Below are 25763 nucleotides of genomic sequence, written 5' to 3' on the forward strand. Positions count from 1 at the left end.
ATGACGACCACCACCGAGATGACGACCACCACCGTGACCGGCTTCGACTTCGCCGTCCCGTCCGAGCTGTCCGCCCACGCCCCCGCCGAGGCCCGCGGCACGGCGCGCGACGAGGTGCGGATGCTGGTCGGCCACCGCGGCGAACAGAGCGCCGAGCACCGCTCGTTCGCCGAACTGCCGACCGTGCTGCGCCCCGGCGACCTGCTGGTCGTCAACAACTCCGCGACGCTGCCCGCCGCACTGCCCGCCCGGCTGCCCGACGGTACGGCGGTGGTGCTGCACCTCTCCTCCGCGCATCCGGATCCCCGCGGCACCCACCTCGTCGAACTGCGCCGCCCGCCCGCCGCGGGGTCCGCCGCCGCCGGGTACTTCCCGCCCGAGGAGAGCCCGGCGCGCCCCGAACTGGCGCTCGCCCTGCCGGCCGGCGGCCGCGCCGTGCTGACCGGACCGTTCACCGCCCGGCTCTGGTACGCCCGGCTCACCCTGCCCGCGCCGCTCCCCGCCTATCTGGCCCGGCACGGCAAGGCCATCCGGTACGGCTACGTCGACCGCGACTGGCCGCTCGCCGCCTACCAGACGGTCTTCGCCGCCGAGCCCGGCAGCAGTGAAATGCCCAGCGCGGCCCGTCCGTTCACGCCCCGGCTGGTCAGCGCCCTGGTGGCGCGCGGCATCCTGATCGCGCCGATCACGCTGCACACCGGCGTCGCCTCCCCGGAGGCCCACGAGGCGCCGTACGCGGAGCGGTTCAAGGTCCCGGAGACGACCGCCCGGCTGGTCGAACACGTCCGGGCCACCGGCGGGCGGACCATCGCGGTGGGCACCACCGCCGTCCGCGCGCTGGAGTCCGCCGTCGGCCCGGACGGCCGTCCGCGCGCGGCCGACGGCTGGACGGACCTGGTGATCACCCCCGAGCGCGGGGTACGCCTGGTCGACGGCCTGCTGACCGGCTGGCACGAGCCGCGCGCCTCGCACCTGCTGATGCTGGAGGCGATCGCCGGCCGCCCGCTGCTCGACCTCTGCTACACCGAGGCGCTCGCCCACCGCTACCTCTGGCACGAGTTCGGCGACGTCAACCTGCTGCTCTGAGCAGGTGAGTCCCACCGTGGTGGTCCGACGGCCCGTCGCCGCTCGGCTAGCCTGAGAGCACGATGAACAGTCTGACCACGTCACGGGGTGACCTCGACCTCGCCCGCTTCCCCGCGGACCCCCGCGACCCGCTTCGCGCCTGGGATGCCGCCGACGCCTACCTGCTGCGGCACCTCGACTCCCTCGCCGTGTCCGGCACGGTGGTCGTCGTCGGCGACCGCTGGGGTGCGCTGACCACCGCCCTCGCCGCGTACGCCCCCGTGCAGATCACCGACTCGTTCCTCGCCCAGCAGGCGACCCGGGCGAACCTGGCACGCAACGGCGTCGACGCCGGCGCCGTCCAGCTGCTGTCGACCCAGGACGCGCCGCCCTCCCGGATCGACGTCCTGCTGATCCGGGTGCCCAAGAGCCTGGCGCTGCTGGAGGACCAGCTGCACCGCCTCGCGCCGGGCGTGCACGCCGACACCGTCGTGATCGGCACCGGCATGGTCACCGAGATCCACACCTCGACGCTGAAGCTCTTCGAGCGGATCCTCGGCCCGACCCGCACCTCGCTGGCCGAGAAGAAGGCCCGGTTGATCTTCTGCACCCCCGACGCCCGGCCGGAGCACGCCGCCAGCCCGTGGCCGCACGCCTACCAACTGCCCGCCGACATCGGCGTGGCCGCCGGCCTGACCGTCACCAACCACGCCGGCACCTTCTGCGCCGAACGCCTCGACATCGGCACCAGGTTCTTCCTGCGCCACCTCCCGCAGGGCCGGGGGCCGCAGCACATCGTCGACCTGGGCTGCGGCAACGGCGTGGTCGGCACGGCCGCGGCGCTGGCCAACCCCCGTGCCGAGCTGACCTTCATCGACGAGTCCTACCAGGCGGTGGCCTCGGCCGAGGCGACCTTCCGGGCGAACACCCCGGCCGGCGCCGCCGGGCACTTCCTGGTCGGCGACGGCCTGTCCGACGTGCCGGCCGATTCGGTGGACCTGGTGCTCAACAACCCGCCGTTCCACACCCACCAGGCGACCACCGACGCGACCGCCTGGCGGATGTTCACCGGCTCCCGCCGGGTGCTGCGCCCCGGCGGCGAACTCTGGGTCATCGGCAACCGCCACCTTGGCTACCATGTCAAGCTGCGACGGCTGTTCGGCAACTGCGAGGTCGTCACCAGCGACCCGAAGTTCGTCATCCTGCGGTCCGTCAGGACCTGACCGGCCGACTGGCCGACTCCCCAGCGAGAGTGGTACCTCGATGCGCCCTGCCCTTTTCACTGTCGACCTGCCGGGGCCCGGCCGGCTGAGCACCATGGCCAGGCCCCGCGGGAACGACTGGCTCGAAGACGAGATGACCGCACTGAAAGTCGCCGGAGTCGACGTCCTGGTCTGCGCGCTCACCGCCCCCGAACGCGAGGAGCTCGGCCTCGCGGACGAACCCCGGGCGGCCGAGGCGGCCGGCCTCCGCTACGTCGCGATACCCATCCCCGACCGCACCATCCCCGACCTCCCCGCCATCCTGCCCACCCTGCGCGCCCTCGCCGGGCAGCTGCGCGAGGGCGCCCACATCACCACCCACTGCCGCGCGGGCATCGGCCGCTCGTCCCTGCTGGCCGCCGCCCTGCTCATCCTCAACGGCACCGACCCGGACACCGCGTGGGCCGGCATCGAACGCGCCCGCGGCCTCGCCGTCCCCGACACCGCCGAGCAGCGCGACTGGACCTCGCAGCTCTAGACCGATCGGGTCAGTGCTCGTCGTACGGGAAGCGGGCGAGCGGCGCCTGCTCGGCGAAGAAGGTCTTGGCCCGGACAGCCGCTCGTTCATCGCTGAGCACCTGCCCCGGCTTTGAGCCGTTGCCGAGCAGGACGCCACCGAAGCGCATGCCCATGTAGGCCGCCGAGTGGTTCAGCGAGAGGACCAGCGGCGCCGCCACCTCCTCCTCCCGGTGCGCCAGCGCGGTCACGCCCCACAGGGTGCGCCCGGCCATCGCGGCCTTGAAGCCGGGGTCCGGGGTGGACAGCCACTTCGACCAGTAGTCGAGGTAGCGCTTCGCGTAGGACGACAGGGAGTACCAGTACAGCGGCGAGACGATGACGATGTCGGTGGCGCCGAGCGTCGCCAGGCGCAGCAGCGACTCGTCGTCCTCGCCCTCCTGCGGCCAGGTGTCCTCCGCGTGGCGCAGGTCGCGGAAGTCGGGCAGCCGCAGCCGCGTCAGGTCCAGCCACTGCTGGTCGACGTCGCCCGGCAGCTGCTCGGCCGCCGAACGGGCCAGCAACTCGCTGTTTCCGTCCGCCCGGGCACTGCTGAGGAGGAAGAGGAACGAACGGGCCATCACATACTCCAAGATCGAATCGACAAGTCCACCGCCTGCAACTTCGACCAGGCCCCGCGCTATTCCGCGCCGAACCATGTGGGCAGCTCGCCGAGCAGCTCCTGCTGATCGTCACCCACCCATGCCACATGGCCGTCCGGCCGCAACAGCACCGCCGGCACGTCCAGTTCGTCGCTGACGTCGACGACATGGTCGACCCGGTCCGCCCAACCCGCCACCGAGAGCCGGCCGGTCTGGTCGAGCAGCAGCCCGCGGCCGCCGTGCATCAACTCGTAGAGGCGACCCCGCTTCAGCCCCACGTCGCGCAGCCGCCGGCCGAGCAGCTCATGCCCCTCGCCGAAGTCGTAGCGGACCGCGATCGCCGTGATCTTCTCGATCAGGTACCGGTTGACGTCCTCGAACTCCATCAGTTCCGCCAGCAGCCGGCGCACGGCCCGGGGACCGGGCTCGGGGGACAGCAGCACCATCTGCGCGCGGGTGTTGTCCAGGACGTCGGCGGCCACCGGGTGGCGTTCGGCGTGGTAGCTGTCCAGCAGCCCCTGCGGCGCCCAGCCGTTGACCTCGGCGGCCAGCTTCCAGCCGAGGTTGAACGCGTCCTGGACACCCAGGTTGAGCCCCTGCCCGCCGGTCGGCGGGTGGATGTGCGCCGCGTCGCCGGCCAGCAGCACCCGGCCGCTCCGGTAGCGCTCGGCCAGCCGGGTGGCGTCGCCGAAGCGGGAGAGCCAGCGCGGCGAGTGCACGCCGAAGTCGGTGCCGGCGAACACCCGCAGCTGCTGCTTGAACTCCTCGAGCGTCGGCGGGAGCGTGCGCTCCTCGGCCACCCCCTCGGCGGGCACGATCACGCGGTACACCCCGTCCGCGAGGGGCATGGCACCGAACCGGAAGTGGGTCTTGCGGACTTCGGCCACCACGGCGGCCAGCTCCTCCGCCGGCACGGCCACCTCCATCTCGCCCAGCAGCGTCTCGACCCTGGAGGGCTCGCCGGGGAAGCCGACGCCGAGCAGCTTGCGCACCGTGCTGCGGCCGCCGTCGCAGCCGACCAGGTAGCGCGAGCGCAGCCGCGTGCCGTCGGCCAGCTCGGCGGTCACCCCGTCCTCGTCCTGGCTCAGCCCGACCAGCTCGCAGCCGCGCCGGAGCTCGGCGCCGAGCTCGGTGGCGTGCTCGGCCAGCAGGCGCTCGGTGACCACCTGCGGGATGGCGAGGACGTAGGAGTGCGCGGTGTCCAGCTGCTCGGGCCAGGACGTGGAGATGCCGGCGAAGAAACCGCCGACCGCGTACTGCTTGCCGAGCGCGAGGAAGCGCTCCAGCAGACCGCGCTGGGCCATCACCTCGACGCTGCGCGCGTGCAGGCCCTGCGCGCGGGACTGCCTGGTCGGCTCGGCCTCCTTGTCCAACACGAGCGTCTGCACGCCGTGCAGCCGCAACTCGCCGGCCAGCATCAGGCCGGTGGGTCCGCCGCCGACCACGATCACGTCAATCATCGATACGCCCATTCATTTCCGCAGGTCATGGCCTTGGTCGACCATTCTGCGGGACGCCCTGGGCCTTGCCGCAAGCCCCCTGGTGCGCTATATCTTGAGAGTGGCAGGGATGGGTGATCTCCCTGCCGGCCCTCCCCCCTCCCCCCTCCCTCTCGCTACTTCGCGCTGTGGCCCTTGTGGCTTGCCTTGGGCAGGCGCGCCAGGAACGCGTCGAACTCGGTGCGCTCCGCCTCGCTGAACGGTGCCTTGAGAACCGTCGCCGACAGCGGCGCACTACCCAGCTTCTGCGACAACACCGTCCACGCCACGGGGTTGTGCGCCACCTTGTTGATCGAGGACCAGGGAATCCTGCGGTCCAGGGCCGGGGTGTTCAGCTGAAGGCCATCGTCGGTCAGCCTGACGCGCGTCGGCCCGACGTAGCGCTGAGCGACCTTCAGCGCCATCTTCCCCGTGCCCGCGCTGATGTTGACCACCTGTACGAAGCCGAAGAAGAACGCCGATATCGCGAAGGCGATGCTGCCCGCGGCCGCGAAGGCCAGCGCCAGCACCGCCCACAGACCGACGATCGCCCACCGGAGCCACAGCCGGATGGCCGCGTTCGCTTTCACCGAGGCGACGATGTCCTCGGTGGTGGCCTCGTAGTCGACCTGAATGTCCATGCGTGCTCCCAGCTCCGTGCTCCGTAGTGGCGGCACATCATCGCGGCAACCCGCCGACCAGGGCAAACGAGATTCCGTACTCCCACAAGGGCGTTATCGTCGTGGTCCTGCCACGGCGTACAGCACGGTGCCGGTCACCAGCAGGGCCCACGCCGTCCCGGTGGACGCCGCCGTGCCGGGGGGAAAGATCATCCAGCTGGCCACCTGTCCCGCGGTGCCGCCCGGAGGCGGGGCGAGGACGGTGTACGCGAGCCAGCCGGTCGGCAGGGTCCAGGCGTACGCTGCCCCGCACAGCACCGCCCCGAGCGCGACCAGGCCGACCAGGCCCGCGCTGTCCCGGACGACGAACGCGGCCGGGCCGAGCTGCGCGCCCGCCGCCTGGACCGCCAGCAGCGCCGCCCCGGCGACCGTGCCGATCAGCAGCACGTGCACCGCCCGCCGGGGCGCCCACCGGATCGCGGCCGTCCGGTCCAGCGCGGCGTCCTGCCCGCCGAGCCCGATGGCGCCGGCCGCCACGTTCGCGGTGAGAACCAGGACCGCGATCCCCAGGTTCGCCGGGCCCTTGCCGCCGCCGTGGGTGAGGGCCCGGGTGAGGGCCCACACCGCCAGCGCGACCAGCGTGACCGCGGCGGCTGAGGTGGGCATCTGCCGTGAACGCGCGTACAGCATCAGCCATCTCATGGGGATGCCTCCCCCGTCGGCGCCGCGAGCTCGTCCTTGCAGGAGAGCGCGCCGGCATGCGCCTGGGCGATCCGCGAGCGCTGCTCGGCGGGCGGCAGGGCCGTCAGCTTCTCCCAGGCGGCTTCGGCGTTCGCCCAGATCTGCTGCGAGTACGCGTCGGTGTCCGGCTTCTGCAGCGGCTGCAGCTGGTGATCGCCGAGGGCCCAGCTCGCGGCGATGCTTTCTGCGGGGACGTCCAGCAGCCCGCCGCTCTCCCACGTGGTGCGCGCATAGCAGTTCGGTGCCAGGCCCTGGGCGACCAGGAGGCGGGTCAGGTCCTCACCCGACGCGTGGGCGATCAGCGGGTCGTCGAAGTCGACCAGCACCACGTCGGCGGGGAGTTGGCGTTCGTCGCCGAGTGCGCGCACCGCGGTGTCCTCCCGCACCGAGGCCGGCGCCTGGTCGCCCAAGGCGTCGTGCAGCACGCGCAGCGCCTCCTTGCCGCGTGGCGCGAGTTCGGGCAGGTGCGAGCGGTTCGCCTGCGTCACGCACACCGGGCCGTCGCAGACCAGGGTGGCGGCGGCCTTGTCGACGACGTAGCTGTCGCGCGGGTCGGCCGGCAGGATCAGCAGGGCCAGGGCCGCGCCGGCCAGGACAGGGGCCAGCGCCAGCAGCCGGGCCCGGCGGGTGGTGGCCGCCAGCAGCGCAAAGCCGGTGGCGAGCAGGCCGAGCAGCCAGAGCGTCTGGCCGAGGTGCACGGAACCGGACAGGGTCAGCAGCAGCGCCCGCGGCTCCACGACCGCTGGGGACAGTAGGGAGAGCCGGTTCGCTGCGATGCCCGAGGGCAGTGCCCCGTCCATGTTCTGGCGCAGGAGCATGCCCGTCATAAGGAAGAGCACCACCAGAGCCGGCGGGGTGAGCACGGAGGGCACGGCCCGCGCGACGCCCATGCCGAACACGGCCCCCGCGACCAGGGCCAGCGCCGCCACCAGCGAGATCGGCAGCCAACCGAAGGACAGGTAGGTGGCGGTACCGAGGGCCACCTGGACCGCGCCCACCAGGACCAGGAGGCCGAAGCCCGACGCCAGCGTGATCGCCATCGCACCGGCCGGCAGCGCCGCACGGCGCCAGGCCGGCCGCGGCGTGGTCGTCAGCAGCTCGGTCATCCGCGAGCGGGAGTCCCGCAGCCCGTACGCCGCCCCCATGCCCACCGCCAGTGGCCACCAGTAGGCCAGCCAGTAGCGGGTCCACATGGCCATGGTGGTCCACTGGGCCGTCCACCCGGCGGTGCCCCGCCACCAGATCCCGTTGACCAGGAAGAAGATCGCCAGGCTGCCGCCCAGGACGACGAGGCCGGCCCACGGGGCGACGGAGCGCTTCAGCTCGATACCCAGGACACGCCCGTTCACCAGGTCCCCCTCTGCTGCTCGGAGTTGTGGAGCAGCGCCGAGTAGCCGCGCTCCAGGGGGCTGTCACCCGGGTGCTCGGAGCCGCCCGCCTCGGCCAGGTCCTGCGGCGTGCCCTGGAAGACGAGCCGGCCGTCGGCGAAGAGCACCACGTCGGAGCAGGCGGCCGCGACGTCCTCGACCAGGTGGGTGGAGACGACCACGCATGCCTCGCGGCCCAGCTCCTGCAGCAGCTCGCGGAAGCGCAGCCGCTGCGCCGGGTCCAGGCCGGCCGTCGGCTCGTCCAGCAGCAGCAGGGTGGGGTCGTTGACGATGGCCTGGGCGATGCCGGCCCGGCGCACCATGCCTCCGGAGAGGGTCTTCATCCGGTGGTCGGCGCGGTCGGCCAGGCCCACCCGTTCGACGGCGCGTTGGACGGCCGCGGGGATGTCCGCCTTCGGGACCTCCTTCAGCCAGGCCATGTACTCGACGAACTCACGGACCGTGAAGCGCTTGTAGTAGCCGAACTCCTGCGGCAGGTAGCCGATCCGCCGGCGCAGGGCGCGCAGGTCACCCACCCCGCTCACCGACCTGCCGCCCAGCTCGAGTTCGCCCTCGGCAGGGCGCAGCACGGTGGCCAGTGCCCGGATCAGGGTGGTCTTTCCCGCTCCGTTGGGCCCAAGCAGGCCGTGGGCGCCGATGCCCAGGGAGAGGTCGAGTCCGTCGACGGCCATCTTCTTGCGTCCGGCCCGTACTTTCAGGCCGGTGGCCTGGATCTCCCAGGCGTAGGTCTTGGGCGCGGTGTCAGCCGCGCTCATCGCGGGTTGCATGCGGTGGTGTTTCCTTCCAAGGTTCACAGCGCCGAGTAGGCGTTTCTGCGGGCGGTCACGGCACCGATGCCGAGCGCGAAAAGCAGTCCCCACAGGGGCAGTTGGTCCGGTCGCAGGGCGATCGGGATGCGGCCGGTGAACCACGCGGGTGCTGCGACGACGACGCCCCAGACGGCCACCAGTGCGATGGCGGCGCGGGTCACGCCGATCACGCTGCCCAGCGCCAGGGCGGTGGAGGTGAAGGCCAGCGAGGGCAGCAGCCACTGAGCGGCCGTCATCGCCCCGGTCAGCCAGCCCTCCACCAGGAGCACCGGCAGGACCACGGCGAGCACCGAGGTGGTGCGTCGCAGCAGCAGGGGCAGACCGGCTCGGGCGGTCGAGGCCGTCAGCTCGTACGCCGGGTCCAGGCCGCGCGACCACGACACGGCGACACCGCAGAGCGGCAGCACCGGCGCGATCAGCAACTCGGCCGAGGCGGCTCCCAAAGCCGCTGAGCTGCCCGCGTCCAGCAGCAGCGCCAGCAGGACGACCACGACGATCATGGCCAGCCACGGGGCCATCACCGGTGTCAGCCAGGCCGACACCCACTGCGGCCGGTATCGCCGCGAGGGCATCGGGACGGCCGCGTCCAGCTGCGGTCCCAGGCTCACCCGGACGGTGTCGACCAGCGCGGCGAGGCCGGGCGCCTCGGTGGCCACGGAGGCCGCCAAGCGGCCGCGACACGGCGCGCACGTCTCCAGATGGGCCTCCAGCGCCCATACCGTGTCCGCGGCCAACTCCGTGTCACCCCGGGCGTAGTCGTCGATCAACCGCCTCGACGCATGTTCCGCACTCATGTCAGCGCCTCCCGCATCGCGATCCGGGCCCGGCGGGCGCGGGTCTTGACCGTGCCCTCGGGCAGTCTGAGCAGGACGGCGGTCTCCCGGACGGAGAGCCCGTCCAGCACCATGGCCTGCAGTACCTGCCGCAGTTCGGGCGCCAGTCGGCACAGGGCGTCGCCGACGTCGCCGCCGACGCTCCCGGCGAGCGCCTCCTCCTCCGCCGCGGGCACCACGGCCCGCTCGGCGGCGGCGACCGGCGGTTCGGCGTGGTGGGCGCGGCGCCGGAAGGCGTCGACGAGGCGGCGCGCCGCGATCGTCCACAGCCACCCGACGGCCGTCCCACCGACCGCGCTCCCGGCGAACGCGCCGGCCGCGCGCCACACCGCCAGATAGGTCTCCTGCATGACTTCGGCGACGATCTGCTCGTCCGCGCAGCGGCGGCGAAGCCGCACCGCCAGCCATGGCGACGTGCGCCGGTACAACTCGTCGAACGCCCCGCGGTCGCCTCTGGCCACCAGCCGAAGGAGGCGTTCCTCGTCCAGCTCGTCCGGTGCTCTGCTGCGTGATCTCACACCAGCAAGACGGCCGCCGGGGCGCGCAGGTTCTGCATCCGCCGTGACGTGCGTCACAGCAGCGCATGCAAAGGTTTGCGCAGCCCCCGGCGGCCCCGGCCTTACCAGCCCGGTCTTACTTCAGGTGCCGGCCGAAGAACCGGTCCCCGTCCTCCTTCTCGAACCACGGGGCGCCGGTGTGCCCGCCCAGATTGGCGTGCAGAACAGGTTTTCGCGCAGGCTCCCTGTCGGCGACGGGCCTGGTCGGGGCAGCCTTGCATGAATGTTCCGAGATGCGTATATTCATGCTGAGTCCTAGGAGGAAATGCCATGCCGTTGCGAGTCGCAGTCGCCGGAGCCAGTGGGTATGCGGGTGGTGAGGTGCTCCGCCTGCTGCTCGGGCACCCGGAGGTGGAGATCGGGGCGCTGACCGGCGGGTCCAATGCCGGGACGCGGCTGGGGGAGTTGCAGCCGCATCTGCTGCCGTTGGCGGGGCGGGTGCTGGAGGCGACCACCACGGAGGTGCTCGCGGGGCACGACATCGTGTTCCTCGGGTTGCCGCACGGGCAGTCGGCGGCGGTGGCGCAGGCGCTCGGTGAGGATGTGCTGGTGGTGGACTGCGGGGCCGACTTCCGGCTCAAGGACGCGGTCGACTGGGAGCGGTTCTACGGTTCGGCGCACGCCGGGACGTGGCCGTACGGGCTGCCCGAGCTGCCGGGGCACCGGGAGCTGCTGAAGGGGACCAAGCGGATCGCCGTCCCGGGCTGCTACCCGACCGCCGTCTCGCTCGCGCTCTTCCCCGCCTACGCCGCGCGGCTCGCCGAGCCGGAGGCCGTGATCGTGGCTGCCAGCGGGACCTCGGGCGCGGGCAAGGCGGCCAAGACGAACCTGCTGGGCAGCGAGGTGATGGGCTCGGTCAGCCCGTACGGCGTCGGCGGCGGGCACCGGCACACGCCGGAGATGTCGCAGAACCTGAGCCCGGTCGCGGGCGAGCCGGTGACCGTCTCCTTCACGCCGACCCTGGTGCCGATGTCCCGGGGCATCCTCGCCACCTGCTCGGCGAAGGCGAAGCCGGGCGTGACGGCGGCGGCGCTCCGTGCCGCGTACGAAGAGGCGTTCGCCGCCGAGCCGTTCGTCCACCTGCTGCCCGAGGGGCAGTGGCCGCAGACCAAGTCGGTGTACGGCTCCAACTCCGCCCTCGTCCAGGTCGCCCTGGACGAGCACGCCGGGCGGATCGTCGTGATCAGCGCCATCGACAACCTCGTCAAGGGCACCGCCGGCGGCGCGGTGCAGAGCATGAACATCGCCCTGGGCCTGCCTGAAGAGCTGGGCCTCCCCGTGAACGGAGTCGCACCGTGACCACCCACCAGCAGAGCATCGGCGTCACGGCGGCCAAGGGCTTCCGCGCCGCCGGGATCACGGCCGGCATCAAGGCCTCCGGCACCCCTGACCTCGCGCTGGTCGTCAACGACGGCCCCGAGTTCGGCGCGGCCGGCGTCTTCACCTCCAACCGGGTCAAGGCCGCTCCGGTGCTCTGGTCCCAGCAGGTGCTGAAGACCGGCCAGTTGGCCGCAGTCATCCTCAACTCCGGTGGCGCCAACGCCTGTACGGGCCCAGAGGGCTTCCAGGACACCCACGCCACCGCCGAGCAGGTCGCCGCCGAACTCGGCGTCGGCGCGGGCGAGGTGGCGGTCGCCTCGACCGGCCTGATCGGCGTACGGCTGCCGATGGACGTGCTGCTGCCGGGCGTCGGGCTGGCCGTCAAGGCGCTCTCCGCGGACGGCGGCGAGTCGGCGGCGATCGCCATCAAGACCACCGACACCGTGCACAAGACGGCCGCGGTGAGCAGCCCGCAGGGCTGGACGGTCGGCGGGATGGCCAAGGGCGCGGGCATGCTCGCCCCGGGGCTGGCCACCATGCTGGTGGTGCTGACCACCGACGCCGCCGTGCCGGGCGCCGGCCTGGACGAGGCGCTGCGCGCCGCCACCCGCACCACCTTCGACCGGGTGGACTCCGACGGCTGCATGTCCACCAATGACACGGTCCTGCTGCTCGCCTCCGGTGCCTCCGAAGTGGCGCCCGCCGCAGCGGAGTTCAACGCCGCCGTGCAGCAGGTCTGCGCGGACCTGGCCCGCCAGCTGATCGGCGACGCCGAAGGGGCCAGCAAGGACATCCAGATCGTGGTCACCGGCGCCGCCAGCGAGGACGAGGCGGTGCTGGTCGGCCGGGTGATCGCCCGCAACAACCTGCTCAAGTGCGCCCTGCATGGCGAAGACCCCAACTGGGGGCGGGTGTTGGCCGCGATCGGCACCACGGACGCGGCCTTCGACCCGGACCGTCTTGACGTCGCGATCAACGGCGTCTGGGTCTGCCGCAACGGCTCGGTCGGCGAGGACCGCGACCTGGTGGACATGACGGGCCGTCAGATCACCATCACCGCCGACCTGAACGCCGGCCAGGCCGAGGCCACCGTGTGGACCAACGACCTCACCGCCGACTATGTGCACGAGAACAGCGCCTACTCCAGCTGAGAGCCAGAGGGACACCACTACCGTGCAGATCGCACCCAAGGGCGAACAGGCCCGCAACAACACCGCGTTGCCCAAGGCCCGCACGCTGATCGAGGCGCTGCCGTGGCTGGAGCGCTTCCACGGCAAGACCGTGGTGATCAAGTTCGGCGGCAACGCCATGGTCGACGAGTCGCTGAAGGCCGCCTTCGCGCAGGACGTGGTCTTCCTGCGCTATGCCGGCCTGCACCCGGTCGTGGTGCACGGCGGCGGCCCGCAGATCAGCGCGCAGTTGGACAAGCTCGGCCTGAAGTCCTCCTTCACCAACGGCCTGCGGGTCACCACCCCGGAGACCATGGACGTGGTCCGGATGGTGCTCGCGGGCCAGGTCCAGCGCGAGCTGGTGGGGCTGCTCAACGAGCACGGCCCGTTCGCGGTCGGCATGACCGGCGAGGACGCCCACACGATGACCGCCGTCAAGCGCTACGCGCTGGTGGACGGTGAGCAGGTGGACATCGGCCTGGTCGGGGACATCGTCAACATCGAGGCGGGCGCGGTCAAGGCGCTGATCGCCGACGGCCGGATCCCGGTCATCTCCAGCATCGCCCGCAGCACCGACGGCCATGTCTACAACATCAACGCGGACACCGCCGCGGCCGCCCTCGCGGTCGCGCTGGGCGCCGAGATGCTGGTGGTGCTCACCGACGTCGAGGGCCTCTACGCCGACTGGCCGAACTCCGACGACGTGATCAGCCAGCTCTCGGCGACCGAGCTGGACGCCATACTGCCCACGCTCGCCAGCGGGATGGTGCCGAAGATGGAGGGCTGCCTGCGCGCCGTGCGCTCCGGCGTGGGCACCGCCCGCGTGCTGGACGGCCGGGTGCAGCACAGCCTGCTCCTGGAGATCTTCACCGACGAGGGAATCGGCACCATGGTGGTGCCGGACGACGAAGCAGCCGTACTGGGGGGACTGGCATGACCGACACCGACAAGACCGGTGGCAGCACCGGCAGCACCAGCAACAAGGAGCTGGCCGACCGCTGGCAGCACGCGCTCGCCGACAACTACGGCACCCCCCGCCTTGCCCTGGTCCGCGGCGAGGGGGCGACGCTCTGGGACGCCGACGGCAGCAGCTACACCGACTTCGTGGGCGGCATCGCGGTCAACGCGCTGGGCACCGCCCACCCGGCCGTGGTCGCGGCCGTCACCCAGCAGATCGGCCGACTCGGCCACGTCTCCAACCTGTTCATGGCCGAACCGACTATCGCGCTGGCCGAGCGGCTGCTCGACCTGTTCGGCCGTCGGGACGGCCGGGTCTTCTTCTGCAACTCGGGCGCCGAGGCCAACGAGGCCGCGTTCAAGATCAGCCGGCTGACCGGCCGCACCCACCTGGTCGCGCTGCAGGGCGCCTTCCACGGCCGGACCATGGGCGCCCTGGCGCTGACCGGCCAGCCCGCCAAGCAGGACCCGTTCCGGCCGCTGCCGGGCGACGTCACGCACGTCCCGTTCGGCGACATCGAGGCGCTGCGCGCGGCGGTGACCACCGAGACCGCGGCGGTCGTGCTGGAGCCGATCCAGGGCGAGAACGGCGCGATCCCGCTGCCGGCCGGCTACCTGCGGGCGGCGCGCGAGTTCACCCGGGCGACCGGCACCCTGCTGATCCTGGACGAGGTCCAGACGGGTGTCGGCCGAACCGGTCACTGGTTCGCCCACCAGGCCGAGGAGGGCGTCGACCCGGACGTGGTCACCCTCGCCAAGGGCCTGGGCGGCGGCCTGCCGATCGGTGCCGCGGTTGCCTTCGGCCCGGCGGCCGAGCTGCTGCGCCCCGGCCAGCACGGCACCACTTTCGGCGGCAACCCGGTGGTCGCGGCGGCGGCGCTGGCGGTGCTGGACACCATCGAGTCGCAGGGCCTGCTGGCCCACGTCCAGCAGCTCGGCGAGCGGCTGCGCACCGGCATCGAGGCGATCGGCGACCCGCTCGTGTCGCATGTGCGCGGTGCCGGCCTGCTGCTCGGCATCGTGCTCACCCGGCCCGTCGCGGGCCAGGTCCAGGCGGCGGCCCAGCAGGCCGGATTCCTGGTGAACGCGGCCGTCCCGGACGCGATCCGCCTGGTGCCGCCGCTGGTGATCACCGAGCAGCAGGTGGACCTCCTGCTGGCCGCCCTCCCGGGCATCCTGCGCGGCGTCCGGGAGGCCGAACCCGCCCCGGGGCAGCAGGAACCCGCCCCGGCCGCGCAGGCGCGAGGGTAGTCCGGGAGAATCGTCCTCATGACCGTGCCCCCACCCGACCAGCCCGCCGCGGGCCCCACGCCGCAGGTCCCGCAGACCCGCACGGCGCGGCACCGGCGGATCGTGGATCTGCTCACCCGTCAGCCCGTCCGCTCGCAGAGCCAGTTGGCCAAGCTGCTGGCTGACGACGGGTTGGTGGTCACCCAGGCCACGCTCTCCCGGGACCTGGACGAGCTGGGCGCGGTCAAGATCCGCAACCGGGACGGCGCGCTCATCTACGCCGTCCCGGCCGAGGGCGGCGACCGCACGCCGCGGGCGCCGATGGGGGAGTCGGCCACCGAGGGGCGGATGGCCCGGCTGGCCGGCGAACTGATGGTCTCCGCCACCGCCTCCGGCAACCTGGTGGTGCTGCGCACCCCGCCGGGCGCCGCGCAGTTCCTGGCCTCGGCGATCGACACGGCCGAGGTCTTCGAGATCATCGGCACCATCGCGGGCGACGACACCGTCCTGCTGATCAGCCGCGATCCGGCCGGCGGCCAGGCACTGGCGGACCATCTGATGCAGTTGGCGCAGACCAAGTCCTAGCGACCAAGTCCTAGCGACCCAAGTACTGGCGACCGAGCAGCGCGAATCGGCCATTCTGCCCCGAACGGGTGCGACCCCTTCGTACGCCCCGCAACGCCGGGCTAGGTTGAGCCAACGGATAGTTGGTTGCCCAGGGCAACCGACCCCCTTCGCGCCCATCGAGGTCTCGCCATGCACGTGACTGTCGACCAGGATCGCTGCTGCAGTTCAGGGCAGTGTGTGCTGACCGCCCCCGACGTCTTCGACCAGAGCGAGCAGGACGGCCTCGTCCTGCTGCTCCAGGACCGGCCCGCCGAAGCCCTGCACGCGCAGGTCCGCACCGCCGCCGTGCTCTGTCCGGCCGGCGCCATCTCCATCGGACAGGCGGCCGGCGCATGACCGAGACCCGGCCGGACACCCTGACCCTGCCCGTCAGCCGCGGTGGCTGCCCGTTCGACCCCCCGGCGCTCTACCGCCAGGACGTGGGGGCGAGCCGGGTGAACCTGTGGGACGGCACCTCCTGCTGGCTGCTGACCGGCTACCGCGAGGTCCGCACCGCCCTGACGGACCACCGGTTCAGCGCCGACGCCCGCCACCCGAACTTCCCCTTCCTCACCCCCGGCCGCCGCGCGCTGGTCGGCAACAACCCCAGCTTCATCCGACTCGACGACCCCGAGCACTCCCGGCTGCGCCGGATGCTCACCGGCGACTTCCTGATCAAGCGGGTCGAGGCCATGCGGCCCGGCATCCAGCGGATCGTCGACGAGGCCCTCGATGCCATGGTGGCGCACGGCTCGCCGGCCGACCTGGTGGCCGAATTCGCGCTGCCCGTGCCGTCGTTGGTGATCTGCGAGCTGCTCGGGGTGCCGTACCGGGACCACGGGTTCTTCCAGCGGCAGAGTCAGCTGCTGCTGGACAACACCACGTCGGCCGAGGCCGCCAAAGAGGCCGCCGACGCGCTGACGGACTACCTGACCGAGCAGGCCGACCGCGCCGCGAGCTCCGACGGCGACTCCGAGGGCATCCTGGGCCGGCTGGCCGCGCGCGGCGACCTGACCTCCGCCGAGATCGCAGCCAACGGCGTGCTGCTGCTGATAGCCGGCCACGAGACGACCGCCAACATGACCTCGCTCTCCACCCTGGCCCTGCTGCGCAACCCCGCGCAGGCCGACCGGCTGCGCGCCGATTCCTCGCTGATCCGCGGCGCGGTGGAGGAGCTGCTGCGCTACCTCACCATCGTCCACAACGGCCTGCCGCGAGTGGCCCTTGAGGACGTCGAGTTGGCGGACGGGCAGCTGATCCTGGCCGGCGAGGGCGTGCTGTGCCAGCTCGCCACCGCCAACCGCGACGAGGAACTCTTCCCGGCGGGAAGCGAGTTGCGGGTCGAGCGGGATGCCCGCCGGCACCTGGCCTTCGGCTTCGGGGTGCACCAGTGCCTGGGCCAGCCGCTGGCCCGCGCGGAGCTGCAGATCGTCCTGGAGACGCTGCTGCGCCGGCTGCCGCAGCTGCGCCTCGCGGTGCCGTTCGAGGAACTCAAGTTCCGCGAGGAGGCGCTGGTGTACGGCCTGAAGGAGCTGCCGGTCGCCTGGTGAGCAAGCGGATGAGCAGTGGATGAGCAGTGGGTGGGCGCCCGGCTTTGAGTTTCATACAGAGTCGTGCATACTTATGCCTATCGGCGCATGGGACCCCGGTTCTGGCGCTCGCCCCCTGCTCGTACTGCGAAGAAGGAGAAAGCCGTGACCGAGCGCGTCGTACTCGCCTACTCGGGCGGTCTGGACACGTCCGTCTGCATCGGCTGGATCGCCGAGGAGACGGGCGCCGAGGTCATCGCCGTCGCCGTCGACGTCGGCCAGGGCGGCGAGGACCTGGACGCCATCCGCCAGCGCGCGCTGGACTGCGGCGCGGTGGAGGCCGAAGTGGCCGACGCCCGCTCGGAGTTCGCCGACGAATACTGCCTCCCGGCGATCAAGGCCAACGCCCTCTACCAGGGCCAGTACCCGCTGGTCTCCGCGCTCTCCCGGCCGGCCATCGTCAAGCACCTGGTGGCCGCAGCCCAGAAGCACGGCGCCACCACGGTCGCCCACGGCTGCACCGGCAAGGGCAACGACCAGGTCCGCTTCGAGGTCGGCATCCAGTCGCTGGCCCCCTCGCTCAAGTGCATCGCCCCGGTCCGCGACTACGCGATGACCCGGGACAAGGCGATCGCCTTCGCCGAGGCCAAGAACCTGCCGATCGTCACCACCAAGAAGAACCCGTACTCGATCGACCAGAACGTCTTCGGGCGCGCCGTCGAGACCGGCTTCCTGGAGGACATCTGGAACGCCCCGATCGAGGACGTCTACGAGTACACCCAGAACCCGGCGACCCCGCGCGAGGCCGACGAGGTGGTCATCACCTTCGACGCCGGTGTCCCGGTCGCCATCGACGGCCGCAAGGTCACCGTCCTGCAGGCCATCGAGGAGCTCAACCAGCGGGCCGGCGCCCAGGGCATCGGCCGGCTCGACATGGTCGAGGACCGGCTGGTCGGCATCAAGTCCCGTGAGATCTACGAGGCTCCGGGTGCGATCGCGCTGATCACCGCGCACCAGGCGCTGGAGAACGTCACCGTCGAGCGCGAACTCGCCCGCTACAAGCGGCAGGTGGAGCAGCGCTGGGCCGAACTCGTCTACGACGGGCTCTGGTTCTCCCCGCTCAAGCGCGCGCTGGACGGCTTCGTCAACGAGGCCAACCAGGCGGTCTCCGGCGACATCCGGCTCGTCCTGCACGGCGGCCGGGCCGTCGTCAACGGCCGCAAGTCGGACCAGTCGCTGTACGACTTCAACCTCGCCACCTACGACACCGGCGACACCTTCGACCAGTCGATGTCCAAGGGCTTCATCGAGATCTTCGGGCTCTCCTCGAAGATCGCGGCCCGCCGCGACCTGGCCTGAGCCACCCCTCCCGAGCCCCGGCCGGTTCCCCCGCCGGCCGGGGCTCACCCCTTCCCCCTCTCGCACCATCGCAAGGAGCGCCCCCGATGTCGTCCGACCAGACCGCCGACGTTCGCCTCTGGGGCGCCCGCTTCGCCGACGGCCCCTCCGAGGCGCTGGCCAGGCTCTCCGCCTCCGTCCACTTCGACTGGCGGCTCGCCCCGTACGACATCGCCGGCTCCAAGGCGCACGCCCGCGCCCTGTACCAGGCGGGCCTGCTGACGGACGACGAACTCGCCGCCATGCTGGCCGGGTTGGACCAGCTGCTGGCCGACGTGCAGGCCGGCACCTTCACCGGCACGATCGCCGACGAGGACGTGCACACCGCCCTGGAGCGCGGCCTGCTGGAGCGGCTCGGCGCCGACCTCGGCGGCAAGCTGCGAGCCGGCCGCTCGCGCAACGACCAGATCGCCACGCTCTTCCGGATGTACCTGCGCGACCACGCGCGGACCATCGGCGCCCTGGTCCTGGACCTCCAGCAGGCCCTGGTCGGCCTCGCCGAGGCGCACCCGGACACCGCGATGCCCGGCCGCACCCACCTGCAGCACGCGCAGCCGGTGCTCTTCGCCCACCATGTCCTCGCGCACGTCCAGGCGCTGGGCCGGGACGCCGAGCGGCTGCGCCAGTGGGACACCCGTACCGCGGTCTCGCCGTACGGCTCCGGCGCGCTGGCCGGCTCCTCGCTGGGCCTGGACCCGCAGACGGTGGCCGCCGAACTCGGCTTCGAGGGCGGCTCGGTGGGCAACTCCATCGACGGGACCGCCTCGCGCGACTTCGTCGCCGAGTTCGCCTTCGTGACGGCGATGATCGGGATCAACCTCTCCCGGATCGCCGAGGAGGTGATCCTCTGGAACACCAAGGAGTTCGGCTTCATCACGCTGCACGACGCCTTCTCCACGGGCTCCTCGATCATGCCGCAGAAGAAGAACCCGGACATCGCGGAGCTGGCGCGCGGCAAGTCCGGCCGCCTGATCGGCAACCTGACCGGCCTGCTGGCCACCCTCAAGGCGCTCCCGCTGGCCTACAACCGGGACCTCCAGGAGGACAAGGAGCCGGTCTTCGACGCCTGCGACACCCTGGAGGTCCTGCTGCCGGCCTTCACCGGCATGATGGCCACCCTCACCGTCCACCGCGAGCGGCTGGAGGAGCTGGCCCCGGCCGGCTTCTCGCTGGCCACCGACGTGGCCGAGTGGCTGGTCAAGCAGGGCGTCCCGTTCCGGGTCGCGCACGAGGTGGCCGGCGCCTGCGTCAAGACCTGTGAGGGCCTGGGCATCGAGCTGGGCGACCTGACGGACGAGCAGTTCGCCGCGATCTCCCCCCAGCTGACGCCCGCCGTCCGCGAGGTGCTCAGCGTGCACGGCTCGATCGCCTCGCGGGACGGTCGCGGCGGCACCGCGCCCAGCGCGGTGGCCGCGCAGCTGACCGAGCTCAAGGCGGACCTCTCGCTCCAGCAGGAGTGGGTCGGCCAGTAGGGTCGGCCGGTAGGAGAGCCCACCGAGAGGGGCGCGGCAGCAGGTCTGCCGCGCCCCTCCGGCATGTCCGCGCTTCGTCGGCTGAGTGATTTCCGCCACCCGCAAGGCCTAACGGGTTGAGAACAGCTGAAGCCTGGGTAGAGCGCTGGCGAACGTGTCTGCCGCCCCCGGCGCGCGCCACGGCGTGACGGACGGGTGTTCGCGTGGAGCGGCTGATACGGTCTTGCGCTATTCCCGGTCAGGGCCGATCCCCGTCCGGGCAGACCTCCGGCTGGGCATCCGGTGCGGAACCCTCACTGCGCGCGCCGGGTAAAAACGATGGGAGGCCCCCGCATATGGGCATGAGCGTGATCATCTCGGTGGCGACCGAGGACGATGCCGAACAGATCCTCAAACTCCAGTACCTCGGCTACCAGGGCGAGGCCGAACTCTACGGCGACTGGTCGATCGAGCCGCTCACCCAGAGCCTGGACAGCCTGCGCGCGGAGCTGGCCGACCGCCACGTCCTGGTCGCCCGGCTCGGCGACGAGGTGGTCGGCTCGGTCCGCGGCTGGGTCGACGCGGACGGTATCGGCCGGATAAGCCGCCTGGTGGTGCACCCGCGGATGCAGCGGCACGGCCTCGGCGGTCGGCTGTTGACGGCCGTGGAGGAGCGCATGGCGGCGCAGGGCCCGGTCGCCTCGTTCCGGCTGCTGGCCGGCCACCGCAACCTCGGAAACCTGCGCCTCTACGCCCGCCAGGGCTACCGCCAGACCGAGGTCCGCCAGGTCAGCCGCGAGCTGAGCTTCGTCACGCTGGAGAAGCCCGCGCTGGTCGCTCTGCCCACTGCGGTCTAGACCTCCCGCACGGCCCAGGCCCCGCCCCGCGTTCTCGCGGCGGCGGGGCTTTCTGCTGCAGAAGCCTTGCGGCGACTGCCTCGCGTCCGCAATGCGGACAGGGAGTCCTGCTCACTGGGACTCACTCGCCTCATCTGTTTTACTAGTTCGTATGACTGCGACGACGAACTCCACCGCCACCGGCACCATGCCGGCAGGTGTGCGTGGCATGTGTTGTCGAATGTGTTCCTGCTGAACGGGCATCGCCCCGCGGGCCACTGCCCGCCGTCAGCCCCTTGATCCGGCTCCCCGGTTCCGCTCGTCGTCCCCGCCGCTGACCTGAACGGTCGCACCCGGGGCTGCCCCGCAGCCGACCGCCCGTGATCAAGGCAGGCCGAACTCCTCACCCCGCCACCTGGCACCACTTGCGCGTGCCCGCGGCCGGTCTGTGCCGCCCACCCCCGACCCACGGAAGCAGCTGTGATCACCACCAAGGACCTCACGAAGGTCTATCGCTCGGGAGACCGCCAGGTCACCGCCCTGGACGGCGTCAACCTGCACGTCCGCGAGGGCGAGGTGTACGGCGTCGTCGGCACCAGCGGCGCCGGCAAGAGCACCCTCATCCGCTGCGTCAACATGCTGGAGCGCCCCAGCTCCGGCACGGTCACCGTGGACGGGCTCGACCTCACCGCGCTGCCCGGCAACGAGCACCGCGCCGGCCGCGAACTGCGCGAGGCCCGCCGCCGGATCGGCATGGTCTTCCAGCACTTCAACCTGCTCTCCTCGCGCACCGTGCAGCAGAACGTCGAACTGCCGCTGGAGATCACCGGCCTGGACCGCACCCAGCGCCGCCGCAAGGCCGCCGAACTCCTGGACCTGGTCGGCCTCGCCGACAAGGCCGGCAGCTACCCCGGCCAGCTCTCCGGCGGCCAGAAGCAGCGCGTCGGCATCGCCCGCGCGCTGGCCGGCGACCCCAAGGTGCTGCTCTCCGACGAGGCGACCTCCGCCCTCGACCCGGAGACCACCCGCTCGATCCTGCGCCTGCTGCGCGACCTCAACCAGCAACTCGGCCTGACCGTGCTGCTGATCACCCATGAGATGGACGTCATCAAGTCGGTCTGCGACTCGGCGGCCCTGATGCGCGGCGGACGGGTCGTCGAATCCGGCACGCTCACCGACCTGCTCGCCGACGAGCGCTCCGAGCTGGCCCGCGAGCTCTTCCCCCTCAGCGAGTCCGGCACCGGCCGCCCCGACGGCACCGTGCTGGAGATCACCTTCCAGGGCGACACCTCGGGACAGCCGTTCGTCTCCCAGCTCGCCCGGACCTACCAGATCGACGTCAACATCCTGGGCGCCGCGGTGGAGACCATCGGCGGCCGGATGGTCGGCCGGATGCGCGTGGAACTCTCCGGCAGCCACCAGGACAACGTGGTGCCGATCGGCTACCTGCGCGAGCAGGGCCTCCAGGTGGACGTCCTGAACGGGCTCGCCCTCACGAACGGAGCAGTGGCATGACCTGGGACGACATGCAGCCGCTGCTGTGGACGGCGACGCAGGAGACGTTCCGGATGGTGGGCATCGCCACCCTGGTCACCCTGCTGCTCGGTCTGCCGCTCGGCGTCCTGCTGGTCCTCACGGACAACGGTGGGCCGCTGCGCAACCGGGTGGTCAACAAGGTGGTCGGCGCGGTCGTCAACGTCGGGCGCTCGCTGCCCTTCGTGATCCTGCTGGTCGCGCTGATCCCGTTCACCCGCTGGGTGGTCGGCACCTCGATCGGCTGGCAGGCGGCCACCGTGCCGCTGGCCGTCGGCGCCATCCCCTTCTATGCGCGGCTGGTGGAGAGCGCGGTGCGCGGGGTGGACCGCGGCCTGGTCGAGGCCGTCCACGCGATGGGCGGCAGCACCTGGTCGGTGGTCCGCAAGGCCCTGCTGCCCGAGGCGCTGCCCGCCCTGGTCTCCGCGCTGACCACCACCGTGATCGCGCTGATCGGCTACTCGGCGATGGCCGGCACGGTCGGCGGCGGAGGCCTGGGCAACCTGGCCATCACCTACGGCTATATGCGCTTCGAGACCAACTTCATGATCGTCATCGTGATCGAGCTGGTGCTGCTGGTCACCGTGATCCAGCTGGTCGGCGACTTCGCCGTCCGCCGGCTGTCGCACCGCGGCTCCGCGCCGGGCCTCACCCGCCTGCTGCGCTCCGCCGCTCGCTGACCCGGCACCCCCTGTACCTCCTGAATCACCCATCCAACGGAGAAAGGCACTTTTCGTGCGTACCGTCCTGAAGTACACCACCGCCGCCCTCGTCACCGCCGGCCTCGCGCTCTCCGTGACGGCCTGCTCCTCCAGCTCCTCGGGCTCCTCCGACAGTGCCGACAAGCCACTGATCGTGATCGCCAGCCCCACCCCGCACGCGCAGATCCTGGACTACATCCGGGACAACCTGGCGGCCAAGGCGGGCCTGAAGCTGACGGTGAAGGAGGTCTCGGACTACACCCTGCAGAACCCCGCCGTGCAGGACGGCTCCGCCGACGCCAACTTCTTCCAGCACGTCCCGTACCTGACCGACTTCAACAAGACCCACGGGACGGACATCGTCCCGGTCGAGGCCGTCCACCTGGAGCCGCTCGGCGTCTACTCGAAGAAGGTCAAGAAGATCACCGACCTGGCCCAGGGCGCCTCGGTCGCCGTCCCCAACGACGCCACCAACGAGGGTCGGGCGCTCAAGCTGCTCGCCGACAACAACGTGATCACCCTCAAGGCCGGCGCCGGCACCACCGCCACTGTCCAGGACATCGCGAGCAACCCGAAGAACCTCAAGTTCAAGGAGCTGGACGCCGCCCAGCTGCCGCGCGCCCTGGACGACGTGGACGCCTCGGTGATCAACGGCAACAACGCGCTCGGCGCCGGCCTCAAGCCCGCCACCGACGCGATCCTGCTGGAGAAGGCCGACGGCAACCCGTACGCCAACGTGCTCGCGGTCAAGAAGGGCCACGAGAACGACCCGCGGGTCCAGAAGCTGGCCCAGCTGCTGCACTCGCCCGAGGTCAAGAAGTACATCGAGGACACCTTCCAGGGCTCGGTCATCCCCGCCTTCTAACCCTCGCAAGCACCCCGAGCGGGCCCGGCGCAGCAGCGCGCGGGCCCGCTCGTACGCGTAAGAGCTGACGCTCTGTCGCCCCGGGAGACCGCCCCCGGAGCGCGGGGCGTACCGTGGGTCCACGACCCGGCGAGGAGAGACGGTATGCCAGCGAGCTTCCCCGAGACCGCGATCAGCACCGAACGGCTGCTGCTGCGCCCTCTGGAGGAGGGCGATGCGCCCGGGCTGGTCGCCATGATGGCCGACGAGCTGGTCCTGAGCTGGACGGACGTCCCGCAGCCCTACACCCGCGAGCACGCGCTCGGCTGGGTGCTCAGCGACGTCCCCGAGCTGCGCGAGGCCGGTCGCGGCATCGCCTTCGCGGTGACCGAGCACCTGACCCACCGTCTGGTCGGAACCGTCGAACTGCACCACACCGACTGGCGGCTGCTCAGCACCGAGGCGGCCTATGTGACCGCTCCGTGGGCCCGCGGCGAGGGGTACGCGGTCGAGGCGCTGCTCGGCGTGGCGCAGTGGCTCTTCGAGGACCGCGGCTTCCACCGCCTGGAGCTGCGCACCGCGGCCGGCAACACCGCCGCCCAGCAGGTCGCGCAGAAGATCGGCTGCATCAGCGAGGGCGTGCTGCGCAGCGCCTGGATAGTGCGCAGCGGTGAGGTCGGCTCGCCGGGCGTCGAGAGCCGCAGCGACCTGATCCTGTGGAGCCTGCTCCCCGAGGACCTGGACGACCACCGGGCCTCCCACCAGGACGACCACCGTTTCGCTCTGCGCGACTAGGTTCCTCCCCGGGCGGAGTTCCTCCCGCGTCCGGCTTCGTACGATCCCACCAGGTAACCTCTGCTCCTGGGCGGATGGCCGGCAGCACGGCGGGGGTGGGTACACCTCCGTTCTGCGGCCCTCCGGCCGGCCCAGGGCCCGGACCGCGCGGATCGACGCGCGCCGCGGCCGAGTCGCGAGGTGGGAACCGAGGGAGAACAGCCGCGATGGCTGACCGGATCACAGTCATCGGCTGGGACGGCACACCACTGACCGAGGCCGCCGGCGCGGCGCTCGCCGCCGCCACCCTGGTCGCCGGGGCGCCGTACCAGCTCAGCGCCCTGCCGGTACCGGCGGCCGCCGAGCGGATCGCGCTCGGCAGTGTCGAACTGGCGGCCCGTCGGATCGCCGAGCACCGCGGCGCGGTGGTGGTGGTCGCCGAGGGCGACCCCGGCTTCTTCGGCGTGGTGCGCACCCTGCGCCGGGCCGAGTACGGCCTGGAGCTGGAGGTGCTGCCGGCCGTCTCCTCGGTCGCCGCGGCCTTCGCCCGGGCGGGGATGCCCTGGGAGGACGCCCAGGTGGTGAGCACGCACGGCGGGCGGCTGCGCAAGGCGGCGAACGTCTGCCGGGCGAACAGCAAGGTCGCGGTGCTCACCAGCGCTGACGCCGGGCCCAGCGAGCTGGCCCTGATGCTGCGTGGGGTGCACCGGACCTTCGTGGTCTGCGAGGCGCTCGGCACACCCGATGAGGCCGTCACCGTGCTGACCTCCGACCGGGTCCCGGACCACGACTGGCGCGACCCGAACGTGGTGCTGGTGATCGGCGGCAACGCGCAGACCCAGCGCGTCGACGAGCCGTCCGGCTGGCTCGCCGGGCGCCCGGTCGGCTACCGCTCGGGGGAACGCGGCTGGGCCCTGCCGGGGGAGGCCTACGACGGCGAGGCCGCGGACGCGGTCCCGGCACAGGCCAGGGCCGTGATGCTGGCCAGGCTCGGCGCGGGTCCGGGCGACCTGGTGTGGAGCGTGGGCTCGGGCAGCGGCGCCCTCGCGGTGGAGACGGCGCGGTTCGGCGCGGCGGTGGTCGCGGTGGAGGCGGACGCGGCGGCCTGCGCGCGGATCTCGGTGAACGCGCGCCGCTTCGGCGTCGAGATCGAGACCGTGCACGGCACCGCCCCCGAGGTGCTCGGCGGGCTGCCCGAGCCCGACGCGGTGGTGGTCGAGCACGGCGGAGCCGTCGTGGTGGCGGCGGCGCTGACCCGCCGTCCGGGCCGGCTGGTGGCGCTGGCGGGGACCTTCGGCGAGGCCGAGGAGATCCGCAAGGTGGTGGTGGCGGCCGGCTACCAGGTGGACGGCGCACTGCTGCAGTCCGCGCCCCTCTCGTGCGACGGAGCGCTGTCGATCGGCGCGGGCGAGAGCAGTCTGGTGCTCTGGGCCGACTCGAACTCGTAGCGGCCGGTCCCGGCAATCCAGGATGATTCGGACATCGATTCGATGAGCCGTCGGTCGGGGCCGGTAGTCTGACGGTCCGACCGCTTCCCGGTACCCCGGGGCGGCGGCCCGCCCGAC

26 protein-coding genes and 1 pseudogene are annotated in these 25763 nt (G+C 72.0%); 18 read left to right on the plus strand and 9 right to left on the minus strand.

Translation table 11 applies throughout. The features are described from left to right. The 3 genes from P3T34_RS32330 (at window position 1) to P3T34_RS32340 (ending at window position 2805) form a co-directional block, all read left to right on the plus strand. A complete protein-coding gene (locus P3T34_RS32330) occupies window positions 1-1086 on the plus strand; it encodes an S-adenosylmethionine:tRNA ribosyltransferase-isomerase (protein ID WP_280669590.1) in 1086 nt (361 codons plus the stop codon). Between the two features lie 62 nt (window positions 1087-1148). After that, entirely contained in the window at window positions 1149-2288 is a 1140-nt protein-coding gene (locus tag P3T34_RS32335) for a methyltransferase (RefSeq protein WP_280669591.1), read from the plus strand. 94 nt (window positions 2289-2382) lie between these two features. Next, window positions 2383-2805, plus strand: a complete 423-nt coding sequence (locus P3T34_RS32340; protein ID WP_280669592.1) for a tyrosine protein phosphatase — start codon at window positions 2383-2385, stop codon at window positions 2803-2805. A gap of 10 nt (window positions 2806-2815) precedes the next feature. Here the strand turns inward: P3T34_RS32340 and P3T34_RS32345 are convergent, their stop codons facing one another. The 9 genes and pseudogenes from P3T34_RS32345 to P3T34_RS32385 form a co-directional block, all read right to left on the minus strand. After that, complete coding sequence (locus P3T34_RS32345) at window positions 2816-3403, minus strand: NAD(P)H-dependent oxidoreductase (protein ID WP_280669593.1); 588 nt, start codon at window positions 3401-3403, stop codon at window positions 2816-2818. 59 nt (window positions 3404-3462) lie between these two features. Continuing rightward, entirely contained in the window at window positions 3463-4884 is a 1422-nt protein-coding gene (gene rox / locus P3T34_RS32350; protein ID WP_280669594.1) for a rifampin monooxygenase, read from the minus strand. A gap of 155 nt (window positions 4885-5039) precedes the next feature. Then, window positions 5040-5543, minus strand: a complete 504-nt coding sequence (locus P3T34_RS32355; protein ID WP_280669595.1) for a hypothetical protein — start codon at window positions 5541-5543, stop codon at window positions 5040-5042. A gap of 93 nt (window positions 5544-5636) precedes the next feature. Next, entirely contained in the window at window positions 5637-6224 is a 588-nt protein-coding gene (locus tag P3T34_RS32360; RefSeq protein WP_280669596.1) for a hypothetical protein, read from the minus strand. After that, window positions 6221-7612, minus strand: a complete 1392-nt coding sequence (locus P3T34_RS32365) for a hypothetical protein (protein WP_280669597.1) — start codon at window positions 7610-7612, stop codon at window positions 6221-6223. The genes P3T34_RS32360 and P3T34_RS32365 overlap by 4 nt, the downstream gene beginning before the upstream one ends. After that, window positions 7609-8418, minus strand: a complete 810-nt coding sequence (locus P3T34_RS32370) for an ABC transporter ATP-binding protein (RefSeq protein ID WP_280669598.1) — start codon at window positions 8416-8418, stop codon at window positions 7609-7611. Before P3T34_RS32370 ends, P3T34_RS32365 begins: the two co-directional genes overlap by 4 nt. Before the next feature lie 23 nt (window positions 8419-8441). Continuing rightward, window positions 8442-9254 carry a zf-HC2 domain-containing protein gene (locus P3T34_RS32375; protein WP_280669599.1) on the minus strand — a complete coding sequence of 271 codons (813 nt, stop codon included), beginning with the start codon at window positions 9252-9254 and terminating at the stop codon, window positions 8442-8444. Continuing rightward, window positions 9251-9811 carry an RNA polymerase sigma factor gene (locus P3T34_RS32380; protein ID WP_280669600.1) on the minus strand — a complete coding sequence of 187 codons (561 nt, stop codon included), beginning with the start codon at window positions 9809-9811 and terminating at the stop codon, window positions 9251-9253. The genes P3T34_RS32375 and P3T34_RS32380 overlap by 4 nt, the downstream gene beginning before the upstream one ends. 115 nt (window positions 9812-9926) lie before the next feature. Next, window positions 9927-10025, minus strand: a pseudogene (locus tag P3T34_RS32385) (alpha/beta hydrolase); the annotation flags it as partial. Between the two features lie 95 nt (window positions 10026-10120). Between P3T34_RS32385 and argC the strand changes: the two are divergent. From argC to cbiE, 15 genes are all read left to right on the plus strand, one after another. After that, a complete protein-coding gene (gene argC, locus P3T34_RS32390) occupies window positions 10121-11149 on the plus strand; it encodes an N-acetyl-gamma-glutamyl-phosphate reductase (protein WP_280669601.1) in 1029 nt (342 codons plus the stop codon). A 17-nt stretch (window positions 11150-11166) separates the two neighbouring features. Beyond that, window positions 11167-12321 (plus strand): bifunctional glutamate N-acetyltransferase/amino-acid acetyltransferase ArgJ, encoded by a 1155-nt coding sequence (gene argJ, locus P3T34_RS32395; RefSeq protein ID WP_280672524.1) that lies wholly within the window; start codon window positions 11167-11169, stop codon window positions 12319-12321. Between the two features lie 22 nt (window positions 12322-12343). After that, on the plus strand, window positions 12344-13276 hold the full coding sequence (argB, locus tag P3T34_RS32400; RefSeq protein WP_280669602.1) for an acetylglutamate kinase: 933 nt from the start codon (window positions 12344-12346) through the stop codon (window positions 13274-13276). Beyond that, a complete protein-coding gene (locus P3T34_RS32405) occupies window positions 13273-14547 on the plus strand; it encodes an acetylornithine transaminase (protein WP_280669603.1) in 1275 nt (424 codons plus the stop codon). Before argB ends, P3T34_RS32405 begins: the two co-directional genes overlap by 4 nt. A gap of 18 nt (window positions 14548-14565) precedes the next feature. Then, window positions 14566-15111 carry an arginine repressor gene (locus P3T34_RS32410; RefSeq protein ID WP_280669604.1) on the plus strand — a complete coding sequence of 182 codons (546 nt, stop codon included), beginning with the start codon at window positions 14566-14568 and terminating at the stop codon, window positions 15109-15111. Between the two features lie 171 nt (window positions 15112-15282). After that, a complete protein-coding gene (locus P3T34_RS32415) occupies window positions 15283-15489 on the plus strand; it encodes a ferredoxin (RefSeq protein WP_280669605.1) in 207 nt (68 codons plus the stop codon). Beyond that, window positions 15486-16682, plus strand: a complete 1197-nt coding sequence (locus tag P3T34_RS32420; protein WP_280669606.1) for a cytochrome P450 — start codon at window positions 15486-15488, stop codon at window positions 16680-16682. The genes P3T34_RS32415 and P3T34_RS32420 overlap by 4 nt, the downstream gene beginning before the upstream one ends. Window positions 16683-16826: 144 nt before the next feature. Beyond that, window positions 16827-18020, plus strand: coding sequence for an argininosuccinate synthase (locus tag P3T34_RS32425; protein ID WP_280669607.1), 1194 nt, complete (start codon window positions 16827-16829; stop codon window positions 18018-18020). An 86-nt stretch (window positions 18021-18106) separates the two neighbouring features. After that, window positions 18107-19531 (plus strand): argininosuccinate lyase, encoded by a 1425-nt coding sequence (gene argH, locus P3T34_RS32430; RefSeq protein WP_280669608.1) that lies wholly within the window; start codon window positions 18107-18109, stop codon window positions 19529-19531. A 335-nt stretch (window positions 19532-19866) separates the two neighbouring features. Then, window positions 19867-20367 (plus strand): GNAT family N-acetyltransferase, encoded by a 501-nt coding sequence (locus tag P3T34_RS32435; protein WP_280669609.1) that lies wholly within the window; start codon window positions 19867-19869, stop codon window positions 20365-20367. A 459-nt stretch (window positions 20368-20826) separates the two neighbouring features. Further along, entirely contained in the window at window positions 20827-21861 is a 1035-nt protein-coding gene (locus P3T34_RS32440; RefSeq protein WP_280669610.1) for an ATP-binding cassette domain-containing protein, read from the plus strand. Continuing rightward, window positions 21858-22559, plus strand: a complete 702-nt coding sequence (locus tag P3T34_RS32445; RefSeq protein ID WP_280669611.1) for a methionine ABC transporter permease — start codon at window positions 21858-21860, stop codon at window positions 22557-22559. Before P3T34_RS32440 ends, P3T34_RS32445 begins: the two co-directional genes overlap by 4 nt. Before the next feature lie 55 nt (window positions 22560-22614). Next, entirely contained in the window at window positions 22615-23445 is an 831-nt protein-coding gene (locus P3T34_RS32450) for a MetQ/NlpA family ABC transporter substrate-binding protein (RefSeq protein ID WP_280669612.1), read from the plus strand. Window positions 23446-23589: 144 nt separating this feature from the next. After that, entirely contained in the window at window positions 23590-24219 is a 630-nt protein-coding gene (locus tag P3T34_RS32455) for a GNAT family N-acetyltransferase (protein WP_280669613.1), read from the plus strand. A 206-nt stretch (window positions 24220-24425) separates the two neighbouring features. Then, entirely contained in the window at window positions 24426-25646 is a 1221-nt protein-coding gene (gene cbiE, locus P3T34_RS32460; protein WP_280669614.1) for a precorrin-6y C5,15-methyltransferase (decarboxylating) subunit CbiE, read from the plus strand. Window positions 25647-25763 lie beyond the last annotated feature (117 nt).

The organism is Kitasatospora sp. MAP12-44 (genome assembly GCF_029892095.1).
Classification (GTDB): Bacteria; Actinomycetota; Actinomycetes; order Streptomycetales; family Streptomycetaceae; genus Kitasatospora.